The organism is Burkholderia oklahomensis C6786, from assembly GCF_000959365.1.
Taxonomy (GTDB): domain Bacteria; phylum Pseudomonadota; class Gammaproteobacteria; order Burkholderiales; family Burkholderiaceae; genus Burkholderia; species Burkholderia oklahomensis.
In genome coordinates this window covers 1,446,641-1,469,562 of record NZ_CP009556.1, presented here as the reverse complement: position 1 = coordinate 1,469,562, position 22,922 = coordinate 1,446,641, and the positions used below count along the sequence as shown (strand labels likewise).

Genomic DNA, 22,922 nt, shown 5'->3' with positions numbered 1-22,922 from the left:
CGTTCGCCGCAGTCCGCCGTCGCCGGCAGTCCGGATCAGGACCCACCGCCCCGATCGCCGAGCCGGCCGGATCGAGGACCGGGACGTTCGCTCAGCCCGTTTTCGCACAGCCCGCTACGCAGCGCCCGCGAAACGACACGCCAGCCCCGAAACGATGAAACGCCGCGCCTCTCGCCGCGCTCTTCGAGCGAGCCGATTTCGCTCGGCGACATCGGCCACGCCCGGCAATCGCCGCCGCTCGACCGAACGCGCGACGCACACGGCAACGCATCGCCGGACGGCAGCGACGCGGCGCCCCGGTTGCCGCCGTTGCAATGGCCGCCGCTGCAGTTCGACGCATCGTCGTGGCGCATCGACATGCACGAAGGCGAGCGATCGTCGATGCAACATGCGCATCATGACGCGCACGATACCGCAGGCTTCGCCGGCAACGACACGCCGCCTCCGTTATCGTCGCCGACCTCGAACGCGTCTGCTCCCACCGGCGGCGGCACGCCCGTCGCGCCCGCCGCCGTCGAGCCGACCGATCCGCCTCGCCCGCTTATCTCGATACCGCCGACCGCGACGCGGCAAGCCACCCCGCCACAACCGCCGGCCCCGGACGCATTCCACGTGCCGCGCCCCGAGCGCCAGCCCGGCCAGGCGTACGACCGCAGCAAGCCGGGCTTCACGCTCGCCGAGACGAACGGCATCCGCCCGCTCGCGCCGATCTTCAACTCCGCCGCCGCGAATCATCACGGTGAAATCGCGACCGGCCTCGCGATCGGCGCGCTCGGATCGGGCCTCGCGCACGAAACGGTCGGCGCGGGCATGAACGGTCACGCGATGTTCGCGTCGTGGCGCAAGCGCCGGCGCTACGATCGCCAGCTATCCGCGATGCTCGATCGCGACGTCGCGACGTTCCGCGACGCCGCCGTCGGCAGCGACGCAAGACGCCTCGACAGGCTGATCCTCACGCGCGATCACAACGGAGCATTCGGCTACGACCTCGACAAGGTGATGAAGCTCGCGGCGGACGACAGCCCCGAGCTCGCGCAGGCGAGCGCGCACGCGAAGGACGTGCTGCTGACGATGTACATCCGCCACGAAGTCGCCGGCAAGCGGATGAACCGCGCTGCATACGAGCTGGGCCGCAACGCGCTCGGCATCGCATCGGGCGCCGCGCTGATCGCCGGCACGCAGGGGCTCGCCGCCGCGCCGGCGGGCGCGGCCGCGATCGCGACGAAACAGGCGGGCTTCGCGCTCGGGCTGATGAACGCGCTCGACATCGGCAAGGGCGTGCGCGGCCTCAAGCAGCGGATGCGCAACGACAAGGCGCGCGAGATCGACCGCAACGCGCTGACGAGCCGCATGACGTTCGATACGAGCGAGATCGACGACGAAACGCCCGACGAGGCGATCGCGGCCGTGCATGCGGTGCAGAAGGACAACGGCCGGCTCGAAGCCGACCGCAAGCTGTTCGGCAAGATCTTTCCGGGACGCTGGATCAACGAGAAGAAGTCGGCGACGAACAAGAACGACATGGCGGACCTGACGGCAAAGCATGCGATGTCGATCGTCGAGCGCGGCATCGACCGCTTCGCCGGCGAAGGCAACGCGAAGCTGCACGCATTCCACGAAGACATCCACGCGAAGGATGCATCGACGGCGCAGAAGAAGCGCGCGCTTCGCGACGCGATCGGCAAGGACGCCGACCTCGTCAACGCGTACCACCTGATGCGCGATCTCGGCATGCGCAGCGGCGAGGCGCGCTTTGCGATCGAAAGCCTGATCGTGCGCCGGATCGAGATCGGCCTCGCCAACGATCCGGCGGCGTCGCACGCGCGCGCGACGGACGCCGGCCGGAAATACGCGGAGCGGACGGCGTCGGGCGAATGCTCGCCCGACGACGTCACGGCGATGCGCACCGTGCTGCAACGGAGATGAACGAGCGGCGATGAATGAGCGACGGCGAACGACGCTGGCGAACGACGCTGGCGAACGAGCGCTGGCGAACGACGCTGGCGGCGCACCGCGCGCCGCGCGAGCGGTCCGCGAAGGCACGGGCGGCAGAGGCGAACCGGAGATCCGGCGAACCGCCTAACCGGCGACGCGGACCACGCCGGCACCTCGCCGCGACGAACGCGAAGCGCGCGGCGAACCGCCAAGCTTGCGTCACGCAGGCCCGCCTCGCATCGCGCCGCTGCCCGATCCGTCCGCCGCGCGTTTCGCGTTCGCGTCACTCGCTTCGCGCATCCGGACGCCGCGCTCCGCGACAACGCGCACCATCAGCACATCGACCGACAGTCGCCGTCATGCGGTTTCGACGGGCCGGCCGCCCGTCGACCTCGACGCCGAGCGCCATCGCGCACGACGCCCTTTTTCCTCCTCTTGATCGAAGGTATCGGCCATGCCAAACAAAGTCACCGGTGGAAGCACAACGCCTCTGGACAGCTACTCATCCACTTCGTCGCCGTCGTCGAGCGGCAATCCGCAGTCGACCCGGCGGTCGAGCGAGCGGCCGACGGGCGACGCATCGCTGCGCGGCTTGCAGAGTCTCGGCGGACAGTCGACGCCGCAAACGCGCCGGGAGAACGTGACGAACCAGGCGGCCGCCTATGCGTCGCACCCGAATGCGACCTACTATTCGGCGGCCGTGCATCAGGTCAGCTCGACGCTGCAGGACAACGGGCTCGGCATCACGCAGCGGTCGCACGACAGCGTACTGGGCAACCTGCAGGGCATCCACGACGGCACGCAAACGCACACCGGCGCGCACCTGGCCGAAAGCGCGTCGTTCGGCAGGGACGCGCAGCAGCATCTGCGGGCCGGGGAATACCGCGACGGCGCCGTCACCGCGTTCGGATCGGCGATCAACGCCGCCGCGTCGATGACCGTCGGCCCGGCGCGCGATTTCGAGACGGCCAGACAGCATCCGGACCCTCAGATCTCATCGCGCGCGACGGCGAGCCTGCACAACGACTTCGAGACGCTGCCTTCTCCGAAGCGCGATTGACGCGAACGACACGAGCGGCGTGAGGCATCCGCTCACGCTCGCGACGTTCTTCTCGAATTGAACCGTCGTGCCGGCGCGCACCTTCGGAGCGTCGACCATCCGCATCGAGGTGGGCGGCGAAAGCGGAAGCGGAAGCGGCGGGCGATGCGCCACGCGACATCGAGCGAAGCCTGCCGCATCCGCCCGCGCCGCCCATCGATGCTGCTCGACGGTCACTTCGACGAACGTCCCGGGCACGTCGATCGAACCGTCAGCGCGCACCCCGCTCGTCCGCCACGCCGGCGAGCCATTCCGCAAAGCTCCGCGCGACGCGCTCGCGCACCGAGTCGTCATGCCAGACCCGAATCACCTGTCCGACGACGCCCCCTTCCGCGGGATCGAGATCGAGACACAGGTGATTGCCGCTGCCGTCATGCGTGAACGGAATCCATTTGAGGTTGTACCAGTCGTCCTTGATACCGGGGTCCGGCTCGGACGTCATGTCGTCGAAATCGCCGCCGGCGACGAGATTTTTCCAGATCGACCATTGCGCAACGATTTCCCGCGCACCGAGCAGCGCGTCGCTGTCGGCGAACACGGCGTCCGTTTCCGCCTGGCCGTCGTGAATCCGGAGGCTTTCGACGAACTCGGTCGGCAACGTCACGCCGAGCGCGGCCTGCAATGCCGCGATCGCATCGGCGGACGCGGGCCCGTTCAGCCCGCCGGGCAAGCGGGCGGGATCGGCGGCGAACCAGTCGTCGAGCTGCTTCCAGGTATTGCGAAGATCGCCGTTCGCAGCGAGAGGGCTGGAAACGGCGGCGGCCGCCGCCGCCTGCAATGGCTGCGACGCCGTGCCGGCGGCGACCGGCGGCGTGTCGACCGGCGGCGCATCGGGCCCGACGCGATCGAGCCGCAGGAACTGCACCGCGCTGCCGGTGAACAACGGCCCGTCCCCTGCCGGGATCGCGACGAGCACATCGGCGTGAGCGACGCCGCGGATCGGCCCGTCGCCTTGAAACGGCAGCAGCCGGACCAGCGGTGCGCCGTTGGCGCCGCGACACAGATTGCCCCAGTGCATTTCATGGCGCTCGGCATTGCGTTCGACGTCGTGCGCGATCACGCCGGTTTCCCAATTCGGTCCCGGCATCGCGACATGCTCGAGCAAATCGAGCACGCGCGGCATGATCGCATGCATCAACATCGCCACCGCGCTCGTATGGCCCGGCAGGTTGATCAGCGTCGCCTGATCGTAGGACGTCAGCGCCTGCGTCCCACGCGGCGTGCCATCGGGTCTCGTCAGCGTAACCGTCGTCCGCTTCGGCGGCGAGCGATCGTCGCTCCGACCAAAATTGAAGCGCCCGGCGGGCGTTTGCTTGATTTCAACGAGCGTCCGCTCCGTCGAATACATCATCTGCGCATTCAGGCCCCGGTTCCGAAACGGCGGCACCGCCGGCAATCCCGCGCCGACGATCAGGTCGTAGCGCTGCGCGAGTTCGACCAGCTTCACCTTGAATGCGTATTCGTCCTGCTGCACGTCGATCGACGGCCGCGTCATGTCGGGCGGCGTGAGATATTCGACGGGCGGCACGTCGTATCCCCATCGCCGCAGCGTCGCGCGGATATACGGACCGCTCGTGTCCGGCCGTTGCCATGGCTCGCGGACGTCGCTTGGCGGCACCTGATCGTACCCGGCGATCACGACGCCGACGCGCGGCCGCTTCGCGACGACGATTTCGCGCACGCCCGCTGCGATCAGCATGGCCTGCCGCCCGACGGTGATCCGCTCGCCCTTCGGGAGCAGCACGTCCCCCTTCCGGCATTCGCTGCCCGGCATGATCACGTGATGGCCCGCCGACAGCGGGCCCTGCAGGCGCAGGCATGGCCTGTCGTCCCGATACGCGATCTGATGTCCGGACCGCGGCGCAATGGCATCCGCGTTCTCCGGCAATGGGAAATATGCGGGTGTCTCGGCCGCTTGGTGTGCGCCGATAGCGCGCGCGGCTGGACTGCCCGCGCGCGACGTCAGCATGCGCAGGGTGGATCCGACGTCGAGCTCGACGGGATTGCGACCAGATGCGTCCGCCGTGTCGGCCGCGCGCAGCGCATAGCCCTCGGATGCGGCGAGCGCAACAGGCGGCACATCGTCGGGGGCGATCACGTCGATCGCGGCGACGCGCAGCAATGCGTCCTCGATCAACACCGTCTCGCTTTGTATCGCGCCGGGGACGGCCCATCGACATTGGTCGTAGGCTTGATCGAGCCAGGCAGGAAAATTCGCGTGTTCGCTCATGAGGGTCCTTCATCTACGATGCCGCGATTCGCATGCATATCTGCGAACCGCGACATCGTCGGTGCCAATTTCCTTGCGTGAGTTACCGCTTGAGCGCGGCCTGAGAATCTACGTCGAGGTAGAACTCTTCATTATCGAGCACGCGCTGGTTCAAATAGAAGTTGCCGAGGAATGCGCCCGCGCGTCGATTGTCGCTCGCGTCGATGCGCTTGACCGACACCTCGTTGTCCCGCGCGCCTTCTTGCGTCGAGGCGAACGGGTATTCATCGCAGTCGCAGTCGGCAGGCGTTTCGTCCGGATCGCCAGTGAACGTGCATTGGCCCTTTACCGATCCGTACTGTGCAATGCACTGATCCTTCGACGTGCTGCGGTTACGACGTCGCCAATCGGCATCGCGCGTACGCGTCAGCGGGCGTGATTTCGACTTGTCCGGGAAAATCGTGCCGTCCCCCAGCAGGACGAACTTGCCCGGGCGACCGGCCGCTTGCGCCTCGAGGATATGGATCGCGGATTCGTCGACGTCCGGGTTCGTGGTCGTGATGGTGCGCAACACGGCGGGCGCGTCAGGATAGACGCAGCCCTGCGTACTGCTCTTCGCGAGCCCGACGTCACAACGGATGTTCGGAATGTAGCCCATGCCGCCGTACCAATCCATGCTCGGGCCGTTCTCAAACGAATCCCCCGTCTTGACGACCCGATACTCGATCGAAGGCCGGATCAACAACGGATTGTCGGTGCCCATGTTTGGCGTGATCGTCACCGACACTTCGCCGGACAGGCCGCCCATCGCGAGCGGCACGCCCGCGTTCGGCGCGACCGTGCACGCCGAGCCGCATTCGACGACGGGCTTGATCATCACGCCGCCCGGATTGCCGGAGATCGCGCGCGCGCGAAACCGGAACTTGAGCGTCCATGCGAGCTGGTTCGACGGATTGTCGGAATACGCATACGCTTCGATGCCCACGCGGCCGACCTCGTTGTTCTGATCGCCGCGCACCACGTATTCGAACGAATCGGATTTCTGGCAGTAAGCGCCGCGGCTCAGCAACGCGTTCGTCGTCGTTTCGTGAGCGACGGTCGTACAGATCGGCGACACGTCGGTGGCGCTTTCGGCGTGCGCCTGCATTGCAACCGCGCACAAAACCGCGCCGGCGAACAGCCGGCCCAACCGGGTTCGATGGTTCACATCCCCTCCTGACTAACAAGTAATCGAAATGAAATTTTTGTTGCGTCCCGAATTTAACGATTCATTCGATTGAAATAGAACTGTTAGCTTTGTCAGGAATGTAAATATTCCGGATTGCATCGTGCGGCGGCATATTTTTCCGCAATGCACGGCTTGCCGAACATGGGTCCGGATAGTTGACGAATTTGAAATGACAACCCGAATGAGTGCGGAGTGAATCGGCCATCACGCCGGACGCGATTTGAACGGAATCACGCCGTCACGTATTTTTCGATCGAATCGGCCTTTTTGAATTTTCTTTGTCGACCGATAACGATTTTTCATGCCGGCATTCGGCAGGCACAGTCGCCCGCGAATCGCGCATCGCGATCTCGCGATCGCTCGCACGGCGGATTCCGCCGTCGGGCTCGGCAGACCGACGCGGCATCGATGCGCGGACACGCCGTCGCGCATTCATCGACGACGCGGCTCCGCGCGAAGCCGTCCCTCCCAGTCACCGCAGGTTCGTCTGCGCGAGTTCGAGCACTTCGTCGCCGCGCCCGCTCAGCACCGCGCGCAGCATGTACAGGCTGAATCCCTTCGCGTGCGCCCATTCGATCTTCGGCGGCATCGCGAGCTCGCGCTTGTCCGTGACGACGTCGAGCAACGCGGGCCCCGGATGCGCGAGCAGCTTGCCGATCGCGTCGGGCAGCGCCGCCGACTCGGTCACGCGCAGCCCATATATGCCCGCGCCCTTCGCGATCGCCGCGAAGTCGGTCTCTTGCAGATCCGTGCCGGTATCCAGATAGCCGCCCGCCTTCATCTCCATCGCGACGAAGCCGAGCGAGCTGTTGTTGTAGACGATCACCTTGATCGGCAGATCGAGCTGCCGCGCGCTCAGCAGATCGCCGAGCAGCATCGACAATCCGCCGTCGCCCGACAGCGACACGACCTGCCGATCCGGATGCGCGGCCTGCGCGCCGAGCGCCTGCGGCAGCGCGTTCGCCATCGAGCCGTGATTGAACGACCCGTGCAGCCGGCGGCGGCCGTTCATCGTCAGATAGCGCGCCGCCCACAGCGTCGGCGTGCCGACGTCGGCCGCGAAGATCGCATCGGCGTCGGCGAGCTCGTCGACGACGCTCGTCAGATATTGCGGATGGATCGGCCGCCCGGCCGGCGACGGTCTTGCCAGCTCGTCGAGCCCCTTGCGCGCGGACGCGTAGTGCTCGAGCGCGCGCGCGAGGAAATCGCGCCGGGTCTTGCGCCCGATGCGCGGCAGCAGCGCGGCGAGCGTCGCGCGGACATCCCCGACGACGCCGATGTCGAGCGGCGCGCGTCGGCCGAGCGCCGACGCACGCCGATCGACCTGCGCGATCCGCGCCTGCGCCGGATAGAAGTTGCGATACGGGAAATCCGTGCCGAGCATCAGCAGCGTGTCGCACGCATGCATCGCGTGATAGCCGGAGCTGAAGCCGATCAGCCCCGTCATGCCGACGCTGTACGGGTTGTCGTACTCGATGTGCTGCTTGCCGCGCAGCGCGTGCACGACGGGCGCCGCGAGCGCGTCGGCCAGCGCGACGACCTCGTCGTGCGCGCCCGCGCAGCCGCTGCCGCACAGGAGCGTGACCGCGTCGGAGCCGTTGAGCAGATCGGCGAGCCGGTCGAGATCGGCGGTGCCGGGCGTCGCGGCCGGCGCCGAGAACTCGGACCACGACGGCTTCTCGGCGGGCGCCGCGCTCAATGCGACGTCGCCCGGCAGCACGATCACCGCGACGCCGCGCTCGCCGATCGCGGTGCGCATCGCACGGTCGAGCACGCGCGGGAACTGCGACGCGTTCGTCACGAGCTCGACGTAGTGGCTGCACTCCTTGAACAGCGCCTGCGGATGCGTTTCCTGAAAATAGCCGAGCCCGATCTCGGTCGACGGGATCTGCGCGGCGACCGCGAGCACCGGCACGTGATTGCGATGGCAATCGAACAGGCCGTTGATCAGATGCAGATTGCCGGGCCCGCAACTGCCCGCGCACACGGCGAGCCGGCCGGTCTCCGCCGCCTCGGCGCCCGCCGCGAAGGCCGCCGCCTCCTCGTGGCGCGTATGCATCCAGCGGATGCCGCCATGGCGGCGCAGGCTGTCGGACAATCCGTTCAGGCTGTCGCCCGTCACGCCCCAGATCTTCGTGACGCCGGCGGCGGCCAGCGTCTGCGCGAGGTAATCCGCAATCGTGCTTGCCATACGTTCCTCCGTTCAAATCAAGTGCAGCCGACGCGCCTGCACGGTCAGGCCGTCGCGAAAATCGGGATGCGCGAGCCGGATCAGCGCGTGCGCCCGCTCGGTCGACGACAAGCCCTTCAGATTCGCGACGCCGTATTCGGTCACGACGAGATGCGTGTCGGTGCGCGGCGTCGTGACGGGTCCCGTCAGCCGCGCGACGATCTTCGAGATCGTCCCGCCCGCCGCGGTCGAATGAAATGCGAGGATCGACTTGCCGCCGCGCGACGCGTATGCGCCGCGCACGAAATCGAGCTGCCCGCCCGACGCGCTGAACTGATGCCCGTTGACGTGCTCGGAATTGCACGCGCCCGTCAGGTCCATCTCGATCGTCGAATTCACGGAAATCATGTTGTCGTTGCGTGCGATGTTGCACGGATCGTTCACGTAATCGACAGGATGACTTTCGATCGCCGGATTGTCGTGGATGAAGTCGTACATCGCCCGGTCGCCCATCGCGAACGTAAACACCGATTTTCCCCGGTTGAGCGTCTTGCGGCTGTCGTCGACGACGCCGCGCCGGATTAGCTCGACGAGCCCCGGCGTCAGCAGCTCGGTGTGGATGCCGAGATGCCGATGGCCGGCGAGCGCGCCGCATACCGCGTTCGGCAGCGCGCCGATCCCCATCTGCAGACACGCGCCTTCCGTCACGAGTTCCGCGATCTGCTCGCCGATCACGCGATCGAGCTTGCCGCTCGGCTTCGGGGTCAGTTCCGGCAGCGGCTGGTTCGATTCGACGATCGCGTCCACTTCCGACACGTGCAGCAGCGAGTTGCCGAACACGCGCGGCATGTTCGGATTGACCTCGACGATCAGCCGGCGCGCGGCGCGCGCGACCGAACTCGTGTAATCGTTGTTCGTGCCGAACGTGAAATAGCCGTTGCGGTCCATCGGCGACACCATCACGAGCATCGTGTCGACGTCGATGTGATCCGCGAAGAGCCGCGGCGACTGGCTGAACGAATTCGGCACGAAGAACACGACCTTGCGTCCGCCGTCCTGCTCGCCGAGCTGCACGAGCTCGCGCTCGGGCTGCCCCATGAACATGCAGTGCGGCAGGATCCGTCCCATCAGCGAATAGCGCAGCAGCGTCTCGCGCAGAAACGCCTCCGCATGGAAGTAGTACACGCGCAGCTCGTCGACGTCGCCCGCTTCCGCACGCGCGGCGAGCGCGGCGAGCAGCGCCGGCGGCTGCGACATCGCCATGCCGAGCGCGATCGCCGAGCCGCTGCGCACCGCCGATACCGCGTCGTCCGGCGACGTCAGCTTGCCCGCATAGACGGCCCTCGCGTCCTGATTCCTCTGCATCCCGAATCTCCTTGACGTTCACGTTCAATAGTTGGCGTCGGCTTCCGGCGAATGGCCGCGCTTGTAGATCAGCATCGTGCGCTCGAACGACATCACGATGACACCGTGCTGATTGACGCCCTTCGTCTCGACGGTGACGATCCCTTGCGTCGGCCGGCTCTTCGATTCGCGGCGCGAGAGCACCGTCGATTCCGCGTACAGCGTGTCGCCCGCGAACACGGGCGCGGTCGCTCTCACCTTGTCCCAGCCGAGATTCGCGACCACCTTCGCGCTGACCGTGCGCACGCTCATGCCGGTCAGCAGCGCGAGCGTGAACGTGCTGTCGACCAGCAGCTTCTTCCACTCGGTCTTCGCCGCATATTCGGCGTCGAAATGCACCTGCTGCGTGTTCATCGTCAAGAGCGTCATCCAGATGTTGTCGACGTCCGTGATCGTGCGGCCCGGACGGTGCTCGTAGACGTTGCCCGGTTCGAAATCCTCGAAATACAGGCCGGATATCTCGCGAAAACGCTTGTCGCCGATTTGTCGATAGGCGGGAATCGTCGTGCTCATGCTCGTCTCCTTGTCCAAGAAAGAACGGGGGGGTTGCCTTCAACGCGCGACGGCCAGGACGTCCCGGGCCTCGCGCGCGACGGCTTCGTCGACCATGCGGCCGTCGACGACGGCCGCACCTTGCGAAGCCGCGTCGATCACGCGGCGCGCCCACGCGATTCGCTGCGGCGAAGGCGTGAACGCCGCGTTGATCGGCGCGACGTGAGACGGATGAATCGCCGCTTTGCCGCGAAAGCCGTTGCGCACGGCGAACGCGAGATCGGCGTCGAGTGCGGCCGCGTCGTGGGAGATTGACATGGTTCGATACGCCTCGTTGAGTGGAACGACGAGCTCATTGTCGCCACCCGATTCGCGCCGGACAATGCGGCATTTTCGGGGGCAGCCTTCGAAAAATCGGAAGGCTATCGCCGCCGCCCGAACGCCCTGCCGCTTTCGACGAGATGGCCGAGCAATTGCCGCGCGTACGTGGGCAGCGCGTCGGCGTCGGCGACGCACACCTTCATTTCGCGCAGCGCCCAGTCGTCGCGCAGCTCGAGCGCCTTGATCGACATCGTCCGCCTGCAGCGCCGCGCTGCCGACTCGGGCACGACGGACACGCCGACGCCGTTCTCGACGAGACGGCAGATCGCATCGAAGCTGCGCAGATGGATGCGCGGCGTGAGCCGCCGGTGCAGCTCGCGGGCATGCGCTTCGAGATAGGTCTGGATCGCCGCGCCCGCCGCGTAGCCGACGAAATCGTAGTCGAGCAGCGTCTCGAACGACACGTCGCGCGCGCTCGCGAATTCGGGCTGCGACGCGGGCACGACCGCGCACAGGCGATCGGTCGCGAACGGAAAGCTCTGCAGCCCGCCGACGTCCTCGCCCGCCGCGACGATGCCGATGTCCGCGACGCCTTCGACGAGCGCTTCGACGATCTCGTGGCTGAGCTTCTCGTCGAGCTCGATGCTCACGTTGCGATGCTGTGCAAGAAAACGCGCGACGGGACCGGGCAGGAACTCGGTCAACGCATTGGTGTTGGTCAGGAGGCGCACCGTGCCGCGCAATCCGTTCGCGAATTCGCCGAGATCGTCGGTCAGCCGCTGCATCGACGCGAGCGTCGCGCGCGCGTGGCGCAGCAGCGTATGGCCCGCTTCGGTCGGCTTCACGCCGAGCCGCTCGCGCACGAGAAGCGGCACGCCGGCCGTCTCCTCCATTTGCTTGATGCGCCCGCTCGCGGAGCCCAGCGCGAGATTGACCCGGCCCGCGCCGTGCGTGATGCTGCCGGCCTCGACGACGGCCACGAACAGACGCAGATCGGTGATGTCGAAACGCATGCGCCCTCCCGGATCGGCGAGCCTACGGATGTGTCGAAGGCTGGCCTCGACTGTCGGGCATTGTGAACGACGCCGGGCGTTTTCACAATCGGCACGACGGACGTATGCGAAACAGCGCGGCGCTCGATCACGCCGTGCCGCAAACATCGTGCTGCGGTCAAAGCCGGCCGCGGCCGCCGCGCGCGCCGCATGACTCGACCGGCCGCGCGACGGGGATTGCATCCCGATCCGGCGCGCGACGCGTCAGCCTTCCGCACGCCGCCGAACGTAGCGCTTCATGAAATCGATCCACGCGCGAATCTTCTGCGGCACGTGCCGCGTCGACGGATAGAGCGCGTACACGCTCTGTGGCGGAAACCGGTAATCCGGCAGCGCGTCGATCAACGTTCCGTTGTCCAGATCGTCGCGCACCAGCCATTCCGGCAGCAGCGCGACGCCGCTCCCCTGTTGCGCGAACGCGCGCAGCACCGACGCATTGTCCGCGACCATCTGCGGTTTCGCGGCAGGCCGAAACACGTGCTCGCGGCCTTCTCGGTCGCGCAGCAGCCAGGACGCGACCTGCGACAAGCGGCTGTGTCCGAGCTGCGGCAAGCGCGCGAGCGCGTCCGGCGACTCGATTCGCACGACGCCGCGCTCGGCCAGCAGCGCGGGCGACACCACCGGTCGCACGTCATACGTGTCGAGACATACGCCCCGGTACGGCAAATCCTGGAACTGCTCGAAGCGGCCGAGCCGGATCGCGACGTCGAAGCGGTCGCGCACGAGATCCGCCTGCGACGTGTGCGTCTCGAGCCGCACCCGCAGCGCCGGATGCTGGCTCGTAAACTCGCGCAGCGCCGGCGCGACGACCTTCAGCGCATATTCGACCGTCGACGTCACGCGCAAGCTGCCCCGCATGCCGCCGTGCTCGCCGCGCGCCTCGTCGATCGCCTCTTCGGCTTCCGCGAGCACGCGCAAGCAGCGCTTGTAGAAGCGCTCGCCCGCCTCCGTCAACGCGACGCGCCGCGTCGTTCGCGTGAGCAGCGTCACGCCGAGCTCGGCCTCCAGCTGCTTGACGTTGAAGCTGACGGCCGCCCGCGCCTGATTCAGCACGTTCGCCGCGCCCGTGAACGAGCCGGCCTCCACGACCGCGCGGAACACGTCGAAACGATCCAAGCTCACCATGGCGCCCTCGATTGTCAAAATTTTTCGATCAGTTTATCCGGGCAATCGGACTGACTGCCGCGGATCGCGGACTTTACACTACGCCGCCTGATCTCATCGGCCGTTCCCATGTCCGCTCGCTCACGCATCGCCGTCGTCTATCTGCTCGGCTTCTCGATCGACCTCGCGAACATGTTCGCGATCAACGCCGCCTATCCGGCGCTGCAGCGCGAGCTGCGCGCATCGGTCGCGCAGCTCGCGTGGATCGGCAACCTCTATATGCTCGGGCTCACCGTCGTGATCCCGCTCGGCACCTGGCTCGCGCGCCGCTTCGGCGAACGGCGGGTGCTCGCGGCATCGCTGCTGACGTTCGGGCTCGGCAGCGCCGGCGCGGCAAGCGCGCAGTCGATCGGCGCGCTGCTGGCGTCGCGGCTCGTTCAGGGGCTCGGCGGCGGCCTGCTGATTCCCGTCGGCCAGGCGATGACCTATCGCGCGTATCCGCGCGAAGCGCGCGCACATCTGACGTCGATCGTGATGATGGTCGCGCTGCTCGTTCCCGCGCTGTCGCCCGCGCTCGGCGGCGTGATCGTCGATCATGCGTCGTGGCGCGGGATATTCGCCGGCATGCTGGCGCTCGCCGCGATGTCGTGCGCGCTCGCGCTTGCGTGGCTGCCCGCCGACGCCGAGCACGGCGGACCGCCCGCGCTCGACGTGGCGGGGCTCGGCGTCAGCGCGGCCGCGCTCGTCTCGTTGCTGCTCGGTCTGACGTTCGCGGGCCAGCGCGGCTCGGAGGTCTGGGCGATCGTTTCGCTCGCCATCGCGGGCGTCGCCGGCTTCGCATACGTCCGTCACGCGCGCCGCTCGGCTGCGCCGCTGCTCGATCTTGCGCTGCTCGCGCAGCCGCTGCTGCGCGCCGGGATCGTGATCTATCTGTGCGTACCCGGCGTCTTCACCGGCGTGAACCTGATTGCGTCGCTCTATCTGCAGAACGAACTGGGTTTGAGCGCGACGCAAACCGGCGCGCTGATGGTGCCGTGGGCCGCCGCGTCGTTCGCCGCGATCGCGACGACGCGCCGCGCCTTCCCGTCGATCGGCGCGAAGCCGCTGTTCGTCTGCGGGATCGCAATCGACTGCATCGGCATCGTGCTGCTCGCGACGCCGCTCGCGGCGCACGATGCAGGCCGCGTACTGGCCTTCGGCGCGATGGGCTTCGGCGCGAGCCTCTGCACGAGCGCATCGCAAAGCGCCGCGTTCCTCGACGTGCCGGCCGGCCGGATGGGCGAAGCGAGCGCGCTATGGAACATCAATCGGCAGTTGAGCTTTTGCCTGGGTGTCGCCGTGCTCGGAAGCGTGCTCAATTTCCTGCTGTCGTTCGGCGCGAATGGCCCGGCGCTGCTGCCGTATCGACAGTGCTTCGCGCTCGGCGCGCTGCTGACGCTGTTGCCGCTGCCGCTCGTCGCACGGCTCGGCTCGCGCCGCGCGACGGCCGGTCATGCTCTTCCCATCGACTCCCCCTCAAATCGATCATGAATGAAACGAACCCGTACTTTCGCGAAGTCATCGACGCGCACGTCGACATCGAACGATGGCTGTCGGGACAAGCCGAATTCGACCGGCTCGGTGCATTGCTGAGCCGCTTTTCCCCGCATTTCTCGATGATCGCCTTGCCTGGCGCATTGCTCGACCGCACCGGGCTGAATGCGCTGTTCTCGCAAGGACACGGCAAACGTCCGGGGCTGCGCATCGAGATCGACGAGTTGCGACAGATTTGCGCGTGGCGCGGCGGCGCCGTCATCGGCTATCGGGAAACCCAGACCGACGGCGAAGGGCGTTCGATTGCGAGACGGTCGACCGCCGTGTTCGAATACGACTCATCGTCGCGAATCGTCTGGCGCCATCTGCATGAAACGCCGGTCTCGGAAAGATGATGCGAAGCCGGGCGACGGCGATTCGATTCAAGCCCGTCGCTCGACAAGGCACGGCCCTCTCGGCGCCGCCGACGCATTCGGCATCGTCGGCACGCGTCGAACGACGCAACCGCCGCCGAAAGAAGACCGACGCTATCCCGCCGAAGCGGCCGGCTCGGTCCGCTGACGAACGATCGGCAGCCAGATCGTGAAGCACGACCCTTTGCCCGGCTCGGTGTCGACCGCGATCCTGCCGCCGTGCTTTTCGACGATTCCGTACGAAACCGATAGCCCAAGCCCGGTTCCCTTGCCGACGGGCTTCGTCGTAAAGAACGGATCGAAGATCTTCGCGAGCCTGTCGGCCGGCATGCCGACGCCGGTATCCTCGACCGCGATCGTCACGCCGTCGCCCTCCCGGCGCGTTCGGATCGTGATGGTGCCGCGTTCGGGAATCGCCTGCACCGCGTTCATCAGCAGATTCATGACGACCTGGTTCAACTGCGACGGCATGCATTCGACGGGCGGCAGCTCGCCGTAATCCTTGACCACGTCCGCCTTGTACTTCAGCTCGTTGCGCGCCACGTTCAGCGTCGCCTCCAGGCCCTTGTGGATGTCGGCGAAGCTCCATTCCTCGCTGCCCGCACGCGAGAAGTCGCGCAGGTCCTGCACGATCCGCCGCACGCGCGACGCGCCCTCGATCGATTCGTCGATCAGCGTCCCGATGTCGCCGCGCAGATAATCCAGATCGGCCGCTTCGTGCGCCGCGCGCAGGCGGGCCCGCGCGTCGCCGCCGAGCTCGCCGAACATCGTGTCCTGCAGCGCCATCACGTCGAGCAACTGTCTCACCCACGTCTTCAGCATGCGCAGATTCGAATCGACGAAGCCGATCGGATTGTTGATCTCGTGCGCGACGCCCGCCGCGAGCTGGCCGATCGACGCGAGCTTCTCGGATTGCAGCAGTTTCCCGTGCGCCTGCGCAAGCTGCTCGATCAAATGACGCTGCGCTTCGCGTTCGGTCTCGAGCTCCGCCTGCGTCCTTCGCCGTTCGTCGATCTCCTGCTTCATCAGCGTCTGCGTGCGCTGCAGCGCATGCATGATCTTCTGGTTCTCGTGCAGCGCCGCTTCCAGCTCGCGCGTGCGATGCCGCACCTGGTCCTCCAGCGTGACCGCCATCTGGAACAGGCTGAAATCCGATCCGCAGACGATCGTGCTGCGCTCGGCCCGATCCATCAGCGAGCGCACGATCTTGTTCAGCCGCACGATCTCCTTCTTCAGCGACGGAATGTCGGCCGATTCATCGTCGACGAGGCGCGACTCAGGCACGTTCGGACTCCGGCGGATGACTGAAGACGATGCCCGTCAGCGTCTGGTTCACGTGAACGCCGCCGTACTGTTCGCCATAGGTGCTGAAGCCGACCGCGCGATTCGCCTTCAGCAACCGGGCGGCGGTGTCGCGCGTGCCCTGCTGCATCATTTCGAGATGACGCAGGATGCAATCCCACGCGAGCACGAGCTGCGGCTCGCCGAGCGCATCGCGCAGGCCGCGGAACGTCGCCTGCAGATTGTCGACGAGGTCGAGCCCGCGCGCGACGCGCAGCACGAGGCCCTCTTCGATCGCGCAGTAGAACGTCAGGCTGCCGTCGGGATTGAGCTTCTGGATCGAGCGCACGTAATCGGTGCCGTCGATCAGCACGACGACGGGCGCCGCCGCGAAATGGCCGGGACTGAGGTCTTCGACGCGCGCGCCGATCAGCCGCGCGTATTCGTCGGCGGCGGGCAACCCGTTGATCTCGCTGACGGTGCGGCGCTCCGCATCCGCTTGCGTGACGACGAGCCGCTCGTCGCCACAGCGGAAATGCTGGGTCTTGAACGTGCGGAACGGCAGCATGGTCGATGCGACGATCAGCGCCGCGCAATCGTCACGAAAGCGCCCTTCGTAGAAGATCGCGGTTCGCTCGAAGCGCAGATCGTCGGCCGCCGAGCCGCCGACGAGCGGTATGTCGCCGAGCGCGCTTTGCAGCGTGCGCGTGACGGGCTCCTCGCGCACCGACAGCCCGTCGATCAACAGCAATGCGAACGGATTCGCGCCGTTCGCGCGCGGCGCGCGTCGCTCCAGATCGTGCAGCGCGTCGAGCGCGCAGGCCTGACCGTGCGCGATCGTGAACGCCTGCAGATGCTCGAGCAGCGCGGTCTCGACGGTGAACGACGCGCGCGGCAGCGCGACTGCGACGAGGCTGTCGTTGCAGTAGCCCGCCGGTCCGATTTCGCCCGCGGTCGTGCAGCCGATCACGCGCGTGTCGCGAAACCGCTCGCGCATTTCGTCCGCGAGCGCATCGAGATCGAAATGGCTCGAGCAGAAGAACAACACCAGTTCGGCGTCGCAGCTTTCGAGCGCCGCATGAATTTCCCGCACGGCGGCGCGCGCGTCCGCCTGCGTCGAATGCACCGCGGGAATCGCGGATGGCAACAAGGTCACGACAGGTCTCCTCTTCGTCAAACGGCCTCGAACGAACCGATGTCTCCGTGGCCGCGCGCCTGCGTCGATCGCCGCGGCGCGCGGCTGCGATGCGTCAACCGAACATGCCGCACGACCGTTCCGCGCCGCCGGCCGCATGAACGAGAATCGCGAACGGCGCCGTTTCGGCGGCTTCGAAACGCCGCACCTGCGCGGCCTGATGAGAAGACACGACGCTTCCCTTGGTCATCAGCAGGATGCCGCGGCTGTTGCGAAGATCGTCGGCGAGCCGCATTCCTTCCCTCAACTGCGACGCGCTGATCCGCGACACGCTCGCCTGCCGGTCGAGCGCCGGCGGCTCCTTCGACAGCGCGACGAACCGGTCGACGATCCGCGCGTCGTAGCGCAGACCGGCCTGCGAGACCAGCACCGCCGTCGCCTGTTGCACGGTGTAAGGCCGCTTGAACATGCCGCCGCTGCACAGCGCCTCGAAGTCGCGCGCGACGGCGAGGATGCGCGAGCCGAGCGGAATCTCGTTGCCCGCGAGTCCGTCGGGCGTGCCGCGGCCGTCGAACCGCTCGTATTGATGATGGATCACGTGCGCGACGCGGCTCAGTTGCTGGACCGGCATGAGCACCATCTGCGCGCGCAGCGGATGCTCGAAATGGGTTCGGCTTTCTTCCGGCGTCATCCGGTCGAGCGGCTTGCGCAGCAGTTCGTCCGGCAGCGACAGCTTGCCGATTCCGTGCAGCAGGCCCGCGAAGAACAGCTCCTGCGCCTGCCAGCCGCTCATGTCGAGCGCGAGCGCCAGGTTGCGCGCGGCTTCGCCGACGCGCCGCGATTCGCCGCCGAGCGCGCCGCAGCGCAGCTCGATCATGTTCGCGCACACCTGAGCCATCGCGGCGAAGTCGTGCTTCAGGTCGCGTTGCGCGTCTTCGAGGAACAGCATCGTCTGGCGGACTTCTTCGGTGCGCGCCTGCACCTGCGCTTCGAGCCCCGCATTGAACGCGCGCAATGCGTCGTTCTGCGCGCGCAAAAGCGCGTCGAGCCGCGCGGCTTCCCCGCGCAGATGCTGCTGCTCGATCGCCTGCTCGACGGTCAGCAGCAGATCGTGATCGTCCCAGGGCTTCGTCAGGTAGCGATAGATCGCGGCTTCGTTGATCGCGCGCACCGCCGAATCGATTTCCGAATAGCCGGTCAGCAGGATGCGCATCGTGTCGGGACGACGCTCGCGCGCCCGCGCGAGCAATTCCGCGCCGCTCATGCTCGGCATCCGCATGTCGGAGACGATCAGATCGACCGCGTTCGCCGCCAGCACGTCAAGGGCGGCTTCGCCGCTTTCGGCGGTCAGCACGCGATAGCGCTTCGGCCGAAGCAGCCGCTTCAGCGACGACAACACGCTCGGCTCGTCGTCGACGAGCAGCACGACCGGCGCGTCGGCGTGCGCGCCGCTCGCCGCTTGCGTCGGTCGTGCCTCGTCCTCCCCGGCGGGCTCGCTGCGCTCTGTCGATATCGAAGGATTGCCTGCTTTCGCTCGCTCGTTCATGGTGCCCTCACTCCCGATCGCTCTTTTTTCCTGGATATCGGCGAAGCGAGCCGTTCGCATAGTAGGGAAAACGCGGGAAGCATCAAAAACTCGAAGCCACGCCCAATCACCGATATCGAACATCTCCGATTTCAGCGGAATTTCTTAAATAAGTATTTAACGCCTGGATTCGCCGATCCCGATCCGCATCGATCCGCATCGATTCGAATGAGACCCGCCGCTCTTCGCCAGCCGATCTCGGCCGGCTCGCCACACGCGCGCCCGCCCGTGGCTCCCGGCCCGGCAGCCCTCGGCGATGAAGCCGGAAGACTGCCCGCTCCACGTCCGAACCGACAGCCGCCGCATCGAGAACGATCTCGCCAAACCCGAGCGGCGGCCGGCCGAAACCGCCTGCAATTCGGTCATGTTCCGAACAGTCGATTTCAATTGAGCCGCTTATTAATACGGGCGCTTGGAAAAACCATATATCGATATCGAGGCTGGAGATGCTTTTTTTTCGATTCGCGTGGCGGCACGCGCAATGCTGGCTTGGCATTTTGCTCGCCGGCGCATTGCTGCCGCAGGGCGCGGCGGCGGCCGTCACGGCCTCCTATTCGGACATCGTCGGCGCGGACAGCGGGCTGTGCGTGTCGACCGCCGGCAACTCGACCGCGTCGGGCGCGGGTGTCGTTCAGACGTCGTGTTCCGGCCAAAGCAATACGACATGGTCGTTCGTCCCCGTCGGCAACCGCTATCACATCGTGCTGCAAGGCAGCGGCCTGTGCCTGAACGTGCCCGGCGGCTCGCTCGCAAGCGGCACGCAGCTGATCCAGTACGCTTGCCAGGACAGCAGCCTGACCAACGATCAATGGACGATCGTCGCGGCCGGCTCGAGCTATCGGATCGTGTCCGCGTCGAGCGGCATGTGCGCGAACGTCAGCGGCGCATCCCGCACGGGCGGCGCGGCGCTGATCCAGTACCCATGCCAGGGCGCCGGCACGCTCAACGATCAATTCAACCTGTACCTGCCGGTCGTGACGTTCACCAACGTCGCGGCGGCGAACAGCAATCTCTGCGTGACCGTCAGCGGCAATTCGACGGCCGTCGCCGCATCGATCGTGCAGGGCACGTGCTCGAATCAGGGCGGCACGAGCTGGTCGCTGCTGCCGGCGGGCAGCGGCTATCACGTCGTGTCGCAAAGCACCGGGCAATGCCTGAACGTGTCCGGCGCAAGCCGTACGAGCGGCGCGCCGATCATCCAGTACCCGTGCCAGGGCGACACGCAGACCAACGACCAATGGACGATCGTTCCGGTCGGCTCGAAGTACCGCCTCGTCTCGGTCGCAAGCGGCATGTGCCTGAACGTGAGCGGCGGCTCGCTGTCGCCGGGCGCGCAGCTCATCCAGTATCCGTGCCAGGACGCGAACGCGCTCAACGACCAGTTCTCGCTCAGCCTGCCGCGGTCGTTCCCGGTCACGCTGCCGTCCGCGTGGAGCCCGGTGATTCCGCTGCCCGTCAATCCGATCGGCATCGCGAACACGCCGAACGGCAAGCTCGTGATGTGGTCCGCGGATCAGCAGTTCAGCTTCCAGAACGACGTCGGCGGCAAGACGACGCAGACGCTGACCGCCGTGTTCGATCCGGCGACGAATCAGGCGACGCAATATGTCGAGACATCGGCCGGCTCGGACATGTTCTGCCCCGGCACCGCGATGCTGCCCGACGGCCGGCTGCTCGTGAACGGCGGCGACAGCAGCCCGAAGACGACGCTCTACGACTGGACGAGCAACACGTGGAGCGCGGCGGCGGCGATGAACATTCCGCGCGGCTATCAAGGCGACACGCTGCTGTCGAACGGCTCGGTGCTGACGCTCGGCGGCTCGTGGAGCGGCGGCCAGGGCGGCAAGAGCGCCGAGGTGTGGACGAACGGCGGCGCGTGGACGGTGCTGCCCGGCGTGCCCGAGACGAACGTCGTCGGCCCGGATCCGCAGGGGATCTATCGCGGCGACAACCACCTGTGGCTGTTCGCGCAAGGCAACGGCGCGGTGTTCCATGCGGGGCCGAGCTCGCAGATGAACTGGATCTCGACGGCGGGCGGCGGCTCGATCCAGTCGGCCGGCACGCGCGGCGTCGATCCCTTCAGCATCAACGGCACCGCGTCGCTGTACGACGTCGGCAAGATCCTGAAGGCGGGCGGCGCGAAGTCGTATCAGCAGAACGGCAGCATCACGACCTACGCGTCGAACTCGGTCTACCAGATCGACATCACGCGCGGGCCGAATCAGCCGGTGTCGGTGCAGCGCCTGAACGGCATGACCTATCAGCGTGCGTTCGCGAACAGCGTGATCTTGCCGAACGGCAGCGTCGTGTTGATCGGCGGCCAGAGCGTGCCCATGCCCTTCACCGACACGACCGCGATCATGGTCCCGGAAATCTGGGATCCGACGACGCAGCGCTTCAATCTGCTGAAGCCGATGCAGACGCCGCGCACCTATCACAGCACGGCGATCCTGATGCCGGACGGCCGCGTATTCGCGGGCGGCGGCGGTCAGTGCGGCGCCGGTTGCGCGATGAATCACCTGAACGCGGAGATCCTGACGCCGCCGTACCTGCTCAACGCGGACGGCGCGCCGGCGCAGCGTCCCGTGATCGTGTCCGCGCCGGCGTCGGCGGCCCGCGGCGCGTCGATCGGCGTGTCGACGCAGGGGCCGGTGACGTCGTTCGTGCTGATGCGCCTCGCATCCGTCACGCATACGACGAACAACGACCAGCGACGCATACCGCTCGCGATGACGTCGTCCGGCGGCACGGATTACCGGCTCGCGATTCCCGCCGATGCGGGCGTCGTCCTGCCCGGCTACTACATGCTGTTCGCGCTGAACGCGCAGGGCGTGCCGAGCGTGTCGACATCGATTCGGATCTCATGACGATGCGACGCGCATGCGCCATGCGCCGCGCATCGCTCGCCGGGCTGACGCTGGCACTGGCACTGGCGCTCGCGCTCGTTCGGCCGGGCCACGCGGCGCGCGCGGACGACGGCGCGGCGCGCGGCCTCGCGCTGTTCACGGGCGCCGCGCCGTTGCACGGACGCTTGCCGACGCATCCCGGCGAGCTGCCCGCGCCGGTCGTGCGCTGCGCGAATTGTCACGCGGCGGGCGCGGGCGCCACGGTGCCGAATTCGACCGCGCCGCGCCTCACGCGCACGTGGCTCGCCGATCTGCAGAGCCGGCGCGGCGGTCCGCCGAGCCGCTACGACCGGGACGCGTTCTGCGCGCTGCTGCGCACCGGGCTCGATCCGACCTACGTGATGATCAATGTCGAAATGCCGCGTTACCGCTTGAGCGAGCGCGATTGCTCCGCGCTTTGGCGCTTTCTGAACGAGGATCCGCATGGGCGGAAATGAGATTCGCACACGGCGGCGCGTGCTGCTGGCCGCCGCGCTCGGCGCAGCGGCGCTGCCCGCGCTGTCGGCGCTACCGGCCCTGGCCGCGGCCCAGCGCGCGCAGGCCCCGGCCGCGCCGGGCGGCTATCACGGCGGCCTGATCACGCCGCCCGCGCCGGTGCCGGACGTGCCGGTGCGCACCGCGGACGGTCGCACGACCCGTCTGCGCGCGCTGCTCGACGGCCGCGTCACGGCGCTGCAATTGTTCTACACGGGCTGCTCGTCGACGTGTCCGATCCAGGGCGTCGTATTCCGGCGCGTGCAGGCGCTGCTCGGCCCGCACCCGAAGCCGGACGTCCAGTTGCTGTCGCTCAGCATCAGCCCGCTCGAGGACACGCCGCAGCGGATGCGCGCGTGGCTCGCCCGCTTCGACGCACGTCCGGGCTGGGTCGCCGCCGCGCCCGAGCTGAAGGACGTCGATGCGCTGCAGGCGTTCTTCGGCGGCGGCCGCACCGGGCTCGACAATCACGGCACGCAGGCGCAGGTGATCGATCGGCGCGGCGCGCTGGTCTGGCGGACTTACGAGCTGCCCTCCCCCGAGACGGTCGCGGCGCTGCTGAGCAAGGCTTGACGGCGAGT

At 67.3% G+C, this 22,922-nt stretch carries 18 protein-coding genes and 1 pseudogene; 8 read left to right on the top strand and 11 right to left on the bottom strand.

All coding sequences use genetic code 11. The features are described from left to right. Nucleotides 1–357 precede the first annotated feature (357 nt). Complete coding sequence (locus tag BG90_RS24370; protein ID WP_010119744.1) at nucleotides 358–1,926, top strand: hypothetical protein; 1,569 nt, start codon at nucleotides 358–360, stop codon at nucleotides 1,924–1,926. Between the two features lie 463 nt (nucleotides 1,927–2,389). After that, nucleotides 2,390–2,995 carry a hypothetical protein gene (locus BG90_RS24365; RefSeq protein ID WP_232239148.1) on the top strand — a complete coding sequence of 202 codons (606 nt, stop codon included), beginning with the start codon at nucleotides 2,390–2,392 and terminating at the stop codon, nucleotides 2,993–2,995. A gap of 250 nt (nucleotides 2,996–3,245) precedes the next feature. Here BG90_RS24365 and BG90_RS31235 read toward each other — a convergent pair whose 3' ends face one another. The 8 genes and pseudogenes from BG90_RS31235 to BG90_RS24320 all read right to left on the bottom strand — a co-directional run bounded on the left by BG90_RS31235 (nucleotide 3,246) and on the right by BG90_RS24320 (nucleotide 13,035). Then, the gene (locus BG90_RS31235; RefSeq protein ID WP_010119746.1) at nucleotides 3,246–5,264 is read right to left on the bottom strand and encodes an SMI1/KNR4 family protein; all 2,019 of its coding nucleotides are present in this window, start codon (nucleotides 5,262–5,264) and stop codon (nucleotides 3,246–3,248) included. A gap of 82 nt (nucleotides 5,265–5,346) precedes the next feature. Beyond that, entirely contained in the window at nucleotides 5,347–6,450 is a 1,104-nt protein-coding gene (locus tag BG90_RS24355; RefSeq protein WP_232288957.1) for a NucA/NucB deoxyribonuclease domain-containing protein, read from the bottom strand. A gap of 493 nt (nucleotides 6,451–6,943) precedes the next feature. Then, complete coding sequence (poxB, locus tag BG90_RS24345; protein WP_010119751.1) at nucleotides 6,944–8,662, bottom strand: ubiquinone-dependent pyruvate dehydrogenase; 1,719 nt, start codon at nucleotides 8,660–8,662, stop codon at nucleotides 6,944–6,946. A gap of 12 nt (nucleotides 8,663–8,674) precedes the next feature. After that, nucleotides 8,675–10,006, bottom strand: a complete 1,332-nt coding sequence (locus BG90_RS24340; protein ID WP_010109751.1) for an acetyl-CoA hydrolase/transferase family protein — start codon at nucleotides 10,004–10,006, stop codon at nucleotides 8,675–8,677. 24 nt (nucleotides 10,007–10,030) lie between these two features. Continuing rightward, nucleotides 10,031–10,558 carry a (R)-specific enoyl-CoA hydratase RipB/Ich gene (gene ripB, locus BG90_RS24335; protein WP_010119752.1) on the bottom strand — a complete coding sequence of 176 codons (528 nt, stop codon included), beginning with the start codon at nucleotides 10,556–10,558 and terminating at the stop codon, nucleotides 10,031–10,033. Nucleotides 10,559–10,597: 39 nt separating this feature from the next. After that, nucleotides 10,598–10,840: pseudogene (locus tag BG90_RS24330) on the bottom strand (HpcH/HpaI aldolase/citrate lyase family protein); the annotation flags it as partial. Between the two features lie 119 nt (nucleotides 10,841–10,959). Next, nucleotides 10,960–11,871 carry a LysR family transcriptional regulator gene (locus BG90_RS24325; RefSeq protein ID WP_010119755.1) on the bottom strand — a complete coding sequence of 304 codons (912 nt, stop codon included), beginning with the start codon at nucleotides 11,869–11,871 and terminating at the stop codon, nucleotides 10,960–10,962. A gap of 243 nt (nucleotides 11,872–12,114) precedes the next feature. Continuing rightward, complete coding sequence (locus BG90_RS24320) at nucleotides 12,115–13,035, bottom strand: LysR family transcriptional regulator (protein WP_010119757.1); 921 nt, start codon at nucleotides 13,033–13,035, stop codon at nucleotides 12,115–12,117. A gap of 108 nt (nucleotides 13,036–13,143) precedes the next feature. Here BG90_RS24320 and BG90_RS24315 point away from each other — a divergent pair, with 108 nt between their 5' ends. Both BG90_RS24315 and BG90_RS24310 read left to right on the top strand, forming a co-directional pair. Continuing rightward, nucleotides 13,144–14,544, top strand: a complete 1,401-nt coding sequence (locus BG90_RS24315) for an MFS transporter (RefSeq protein ID WP_010119759.1) — start codon at nucleotides 13,144–13,146, stop codon at nucleotides 14,542–14,544. Continuing rightward, complete coding sequence (locus tag BG90_RS24310) at nucleotides 14,541–14,942, top strand: hypothetical protein (RefSeq protein ID WP_010119760.1); 402 nt, start codon at nucleotides 14,541–14,543, stop codon at nucleotides 14,940–14,942. Before BG90_RS24315 ends, BG90_RS24310 begins: the two co-directional genes overlap by 4 nt. A gap of 132 nt (nucleotides 14,943–15,074) precedes the next feature. Here the strand turns inward: BG90_RS24310 and nosK are convergent, their stop codons facing one another. The 3 genes from nosK to nosR form a co-directional block, all read right to left on the bottom strand. Continuing rightward, on the bottom strand, nucleotides 15,075–16,244 hold the full coding sequence (gene nosK, locus BG90_RS24305; protein WP_010109765.1) for a nitric oxide sensor histdine kinase NosK: 1,170 nt from the start codon (nucleotides 16,242–16,244) through the stop codon (nucleotides 15,075–15,077). Then, complete coding sequence (nosP, locus tag BG90_RS24300; protein WP_025990318.1) at nucleotides 16,237–17,397, bottom strand: nitric oxide-sensing protein NosP; 1,161 nt, start codon at nucleotides 17,395–17,397, stop codon at nucleotides 16,237–16,239. The genes nosK and nosP overlap by 8 nt, the downstream gene beginning before the upstream one ends. Before the next feature lie 94 nt (nucleotides 17,398–17,491). After that, a complete protein-coding gene (gene nosR, locus BG90_RS24295) occupies nucleotides 17,492–18,922 on the bottom strand; it encodes a nitric oxide response regulator c-di-GMP phosphodiesterase NosR (RefSeq protein ID WP_010119764.1) in 1,431 nt (476 codons plus the stop codon). A gap of 295 nt (nucleotides 18,923–19,217) precedes the next feature. On the opposite strand from nosR, the gene BG90_RS37755 reads away from it, so the two are divergent. Genes BG90_RS37755 through BG90_RS24280 form a run of 4 tightly spaced genes read left to right on the top strand, consistent with a single transcriptional unit; the run spans nucleotide 19,218 to nucleotide 22,914 of the window. Next, nucleotides 19,218–19,352 (top strand): hypothetical protein, encoded by a 135-nt coding sequence (locus BG90_RS37755; protein ID WP_010119765.1) that lies wholly within the window; start codon nucleotides 19,218–19,220, stop codon nucleotides 19,350–19,352. 55 nt (nucleotides 19,353–19,407) lie between these two features. After that, a complete protein-coding gene (locus tag BG90_RS24290; protein ID WP_010119766.1) occupies nucleotides 19,408–21,828 on the top strand; it encodes an RICIN domain-containing protein in 2,421 nt (806 codons plus the stop codon). Further along, complete coding sequence (locus BG90_RS24285) at nucleotides 21,825–22,304, top strand: hypothetical protein (RefSeq protein ID WP_045568422.1); 480 nt, start codon at nucleotides 21,825–21,827, stop codon at nucleotides 22,302–22,304. Before BG90_RS24290 ends, BG90_RS24285 begins: the two co-directional genes overlap by 4 nt. After that, nucleotides 22,291–22,914, top strand: coding sequence for an SCO family protein (locus BG90_RS24280; protein ID WP_045568421.1), 624 nt, complete (start codon nucleotides 22,291–22,293; stop codon nucleotides 22,912–22,914). Before BG90_RS24285 ends, BG90_RS24280 begins: the two co-directional genes overlap by 14 nt. Nucleotides 22,915–22,922: the final 8 nt, after the last annotated feature.

What these genes read in the sequence shown, in the direction of transcription:
- ripB (WP_010119752.1), bottom strand. Translation starts at nt 10,558, where the DNA reads ATGAGCACGACGATTCCCGCCTATCGACAAATCGGCGACAAGCGTTTT.
- BG90_RS24315 (WP_010119759.1), top strand. Translation starts at nt 13,144, where the DNA reads ATGTCCGCTCGCTCACGCATCGCCGTCGTCTATCTGCTCGGCTTCTCG.
- nosR (WP_010119764.1), bottom strand. Translation starts at nt 18,922, where the DNA reads ATGAACGAGCGAGCGAAAGCAGGCAATCCTTCGATATCGACAGAGCGC.
- BG90_RS24290 (WP_010119766.1), top strand. Translation starts at nt 19,408, where the DNA reads ATGCTTTTTTTTCGATTCGCGTGGCGGCACGCGCAATGCTGGCTTGGC.
- BG90_RS31235 (WP_010119746.1), bottom strand. Translation starts at nt 5,264, where the DNA reads ATGAGCGAACACGCGAATTTTCCTGCCTGGCTCGATCAAGCCTACGAC.
- BG90_RS24340 (WP_010109751.1), bottom strand. Translation starts at nt 10,006, where the DNA reads ATGCAGAGGAATCAGGACGCGAGGGCCGTCTATGCGGGCAAGCTGACG.
- BG90_RS24370 (WP_010119744.1), top strand. Translation starts at nt 358, where the DNA reads ATGCACGAAGGCGAGCGATCGTCGATGCAACATGCGCATCATGACGCG.
- BG90_RS24280 (WP_045568421.1), top strand. Translation starts at nt 22,291, where the DNA reads ATGGGCGGAAATGAGATTCGCACACGGCGGCGCGTGCTGCTGGCCGCC.
- BG90_RS24310 (WP_010119760.1), top strand. Translation starts at nt 14,541, where the DNA reads ATGAATGAAACGAACCCGTACTTTCGCGAAGTCATCGACGCGCACGTC.
- poxB (WP_010119751.1), bottom strand. Translation starts at nt 8,662, where the DNA reads ATGGCAAGCACGATTGCGGATTACCTCGCGCAGACGCTGGCCGCCGCC.
- BG90_RS24365 (WP_232239148.1), top strand. Translation starts at nt 2,390, where the DNA reads ATGCCAAACAAAGTCACCGGTGGAAGCACAACGCCTCTGGACAGCTAC.
- BG90_RS24325 (WP_010119755.1), bottom strand. Translation starts at nt 11,871, where the DNA reads ATGCGTTTCGACATCACCGATCTGCGTCTGTTCGTGGCCGTCGTCGAG.
- BG90_RS24285 (WP_045568422.1), top strand. Translation starts at nt 21,825, where the DNA reads ATGACGATGCGACGCGCATGCGCCATGCGCCGCGCATCGCTCGCCGGG.
- BG90_RS24320 (WP_010119757.1), bottom strand. Translation starts at nt 13,035, where the DNA reads ATGGTGAGCTTGGATCGTTTCGACGTGTTCCGCGCGGTCGTGGAGGCC.
- BG90_RS37755 (WP_010119765.1), top strand. Translation starts at nt 19,218, where the DNA reads ATGAAGCCGGAAGACTGCCCGCTCCACGTCCGAACCGACAGCCGCCGC.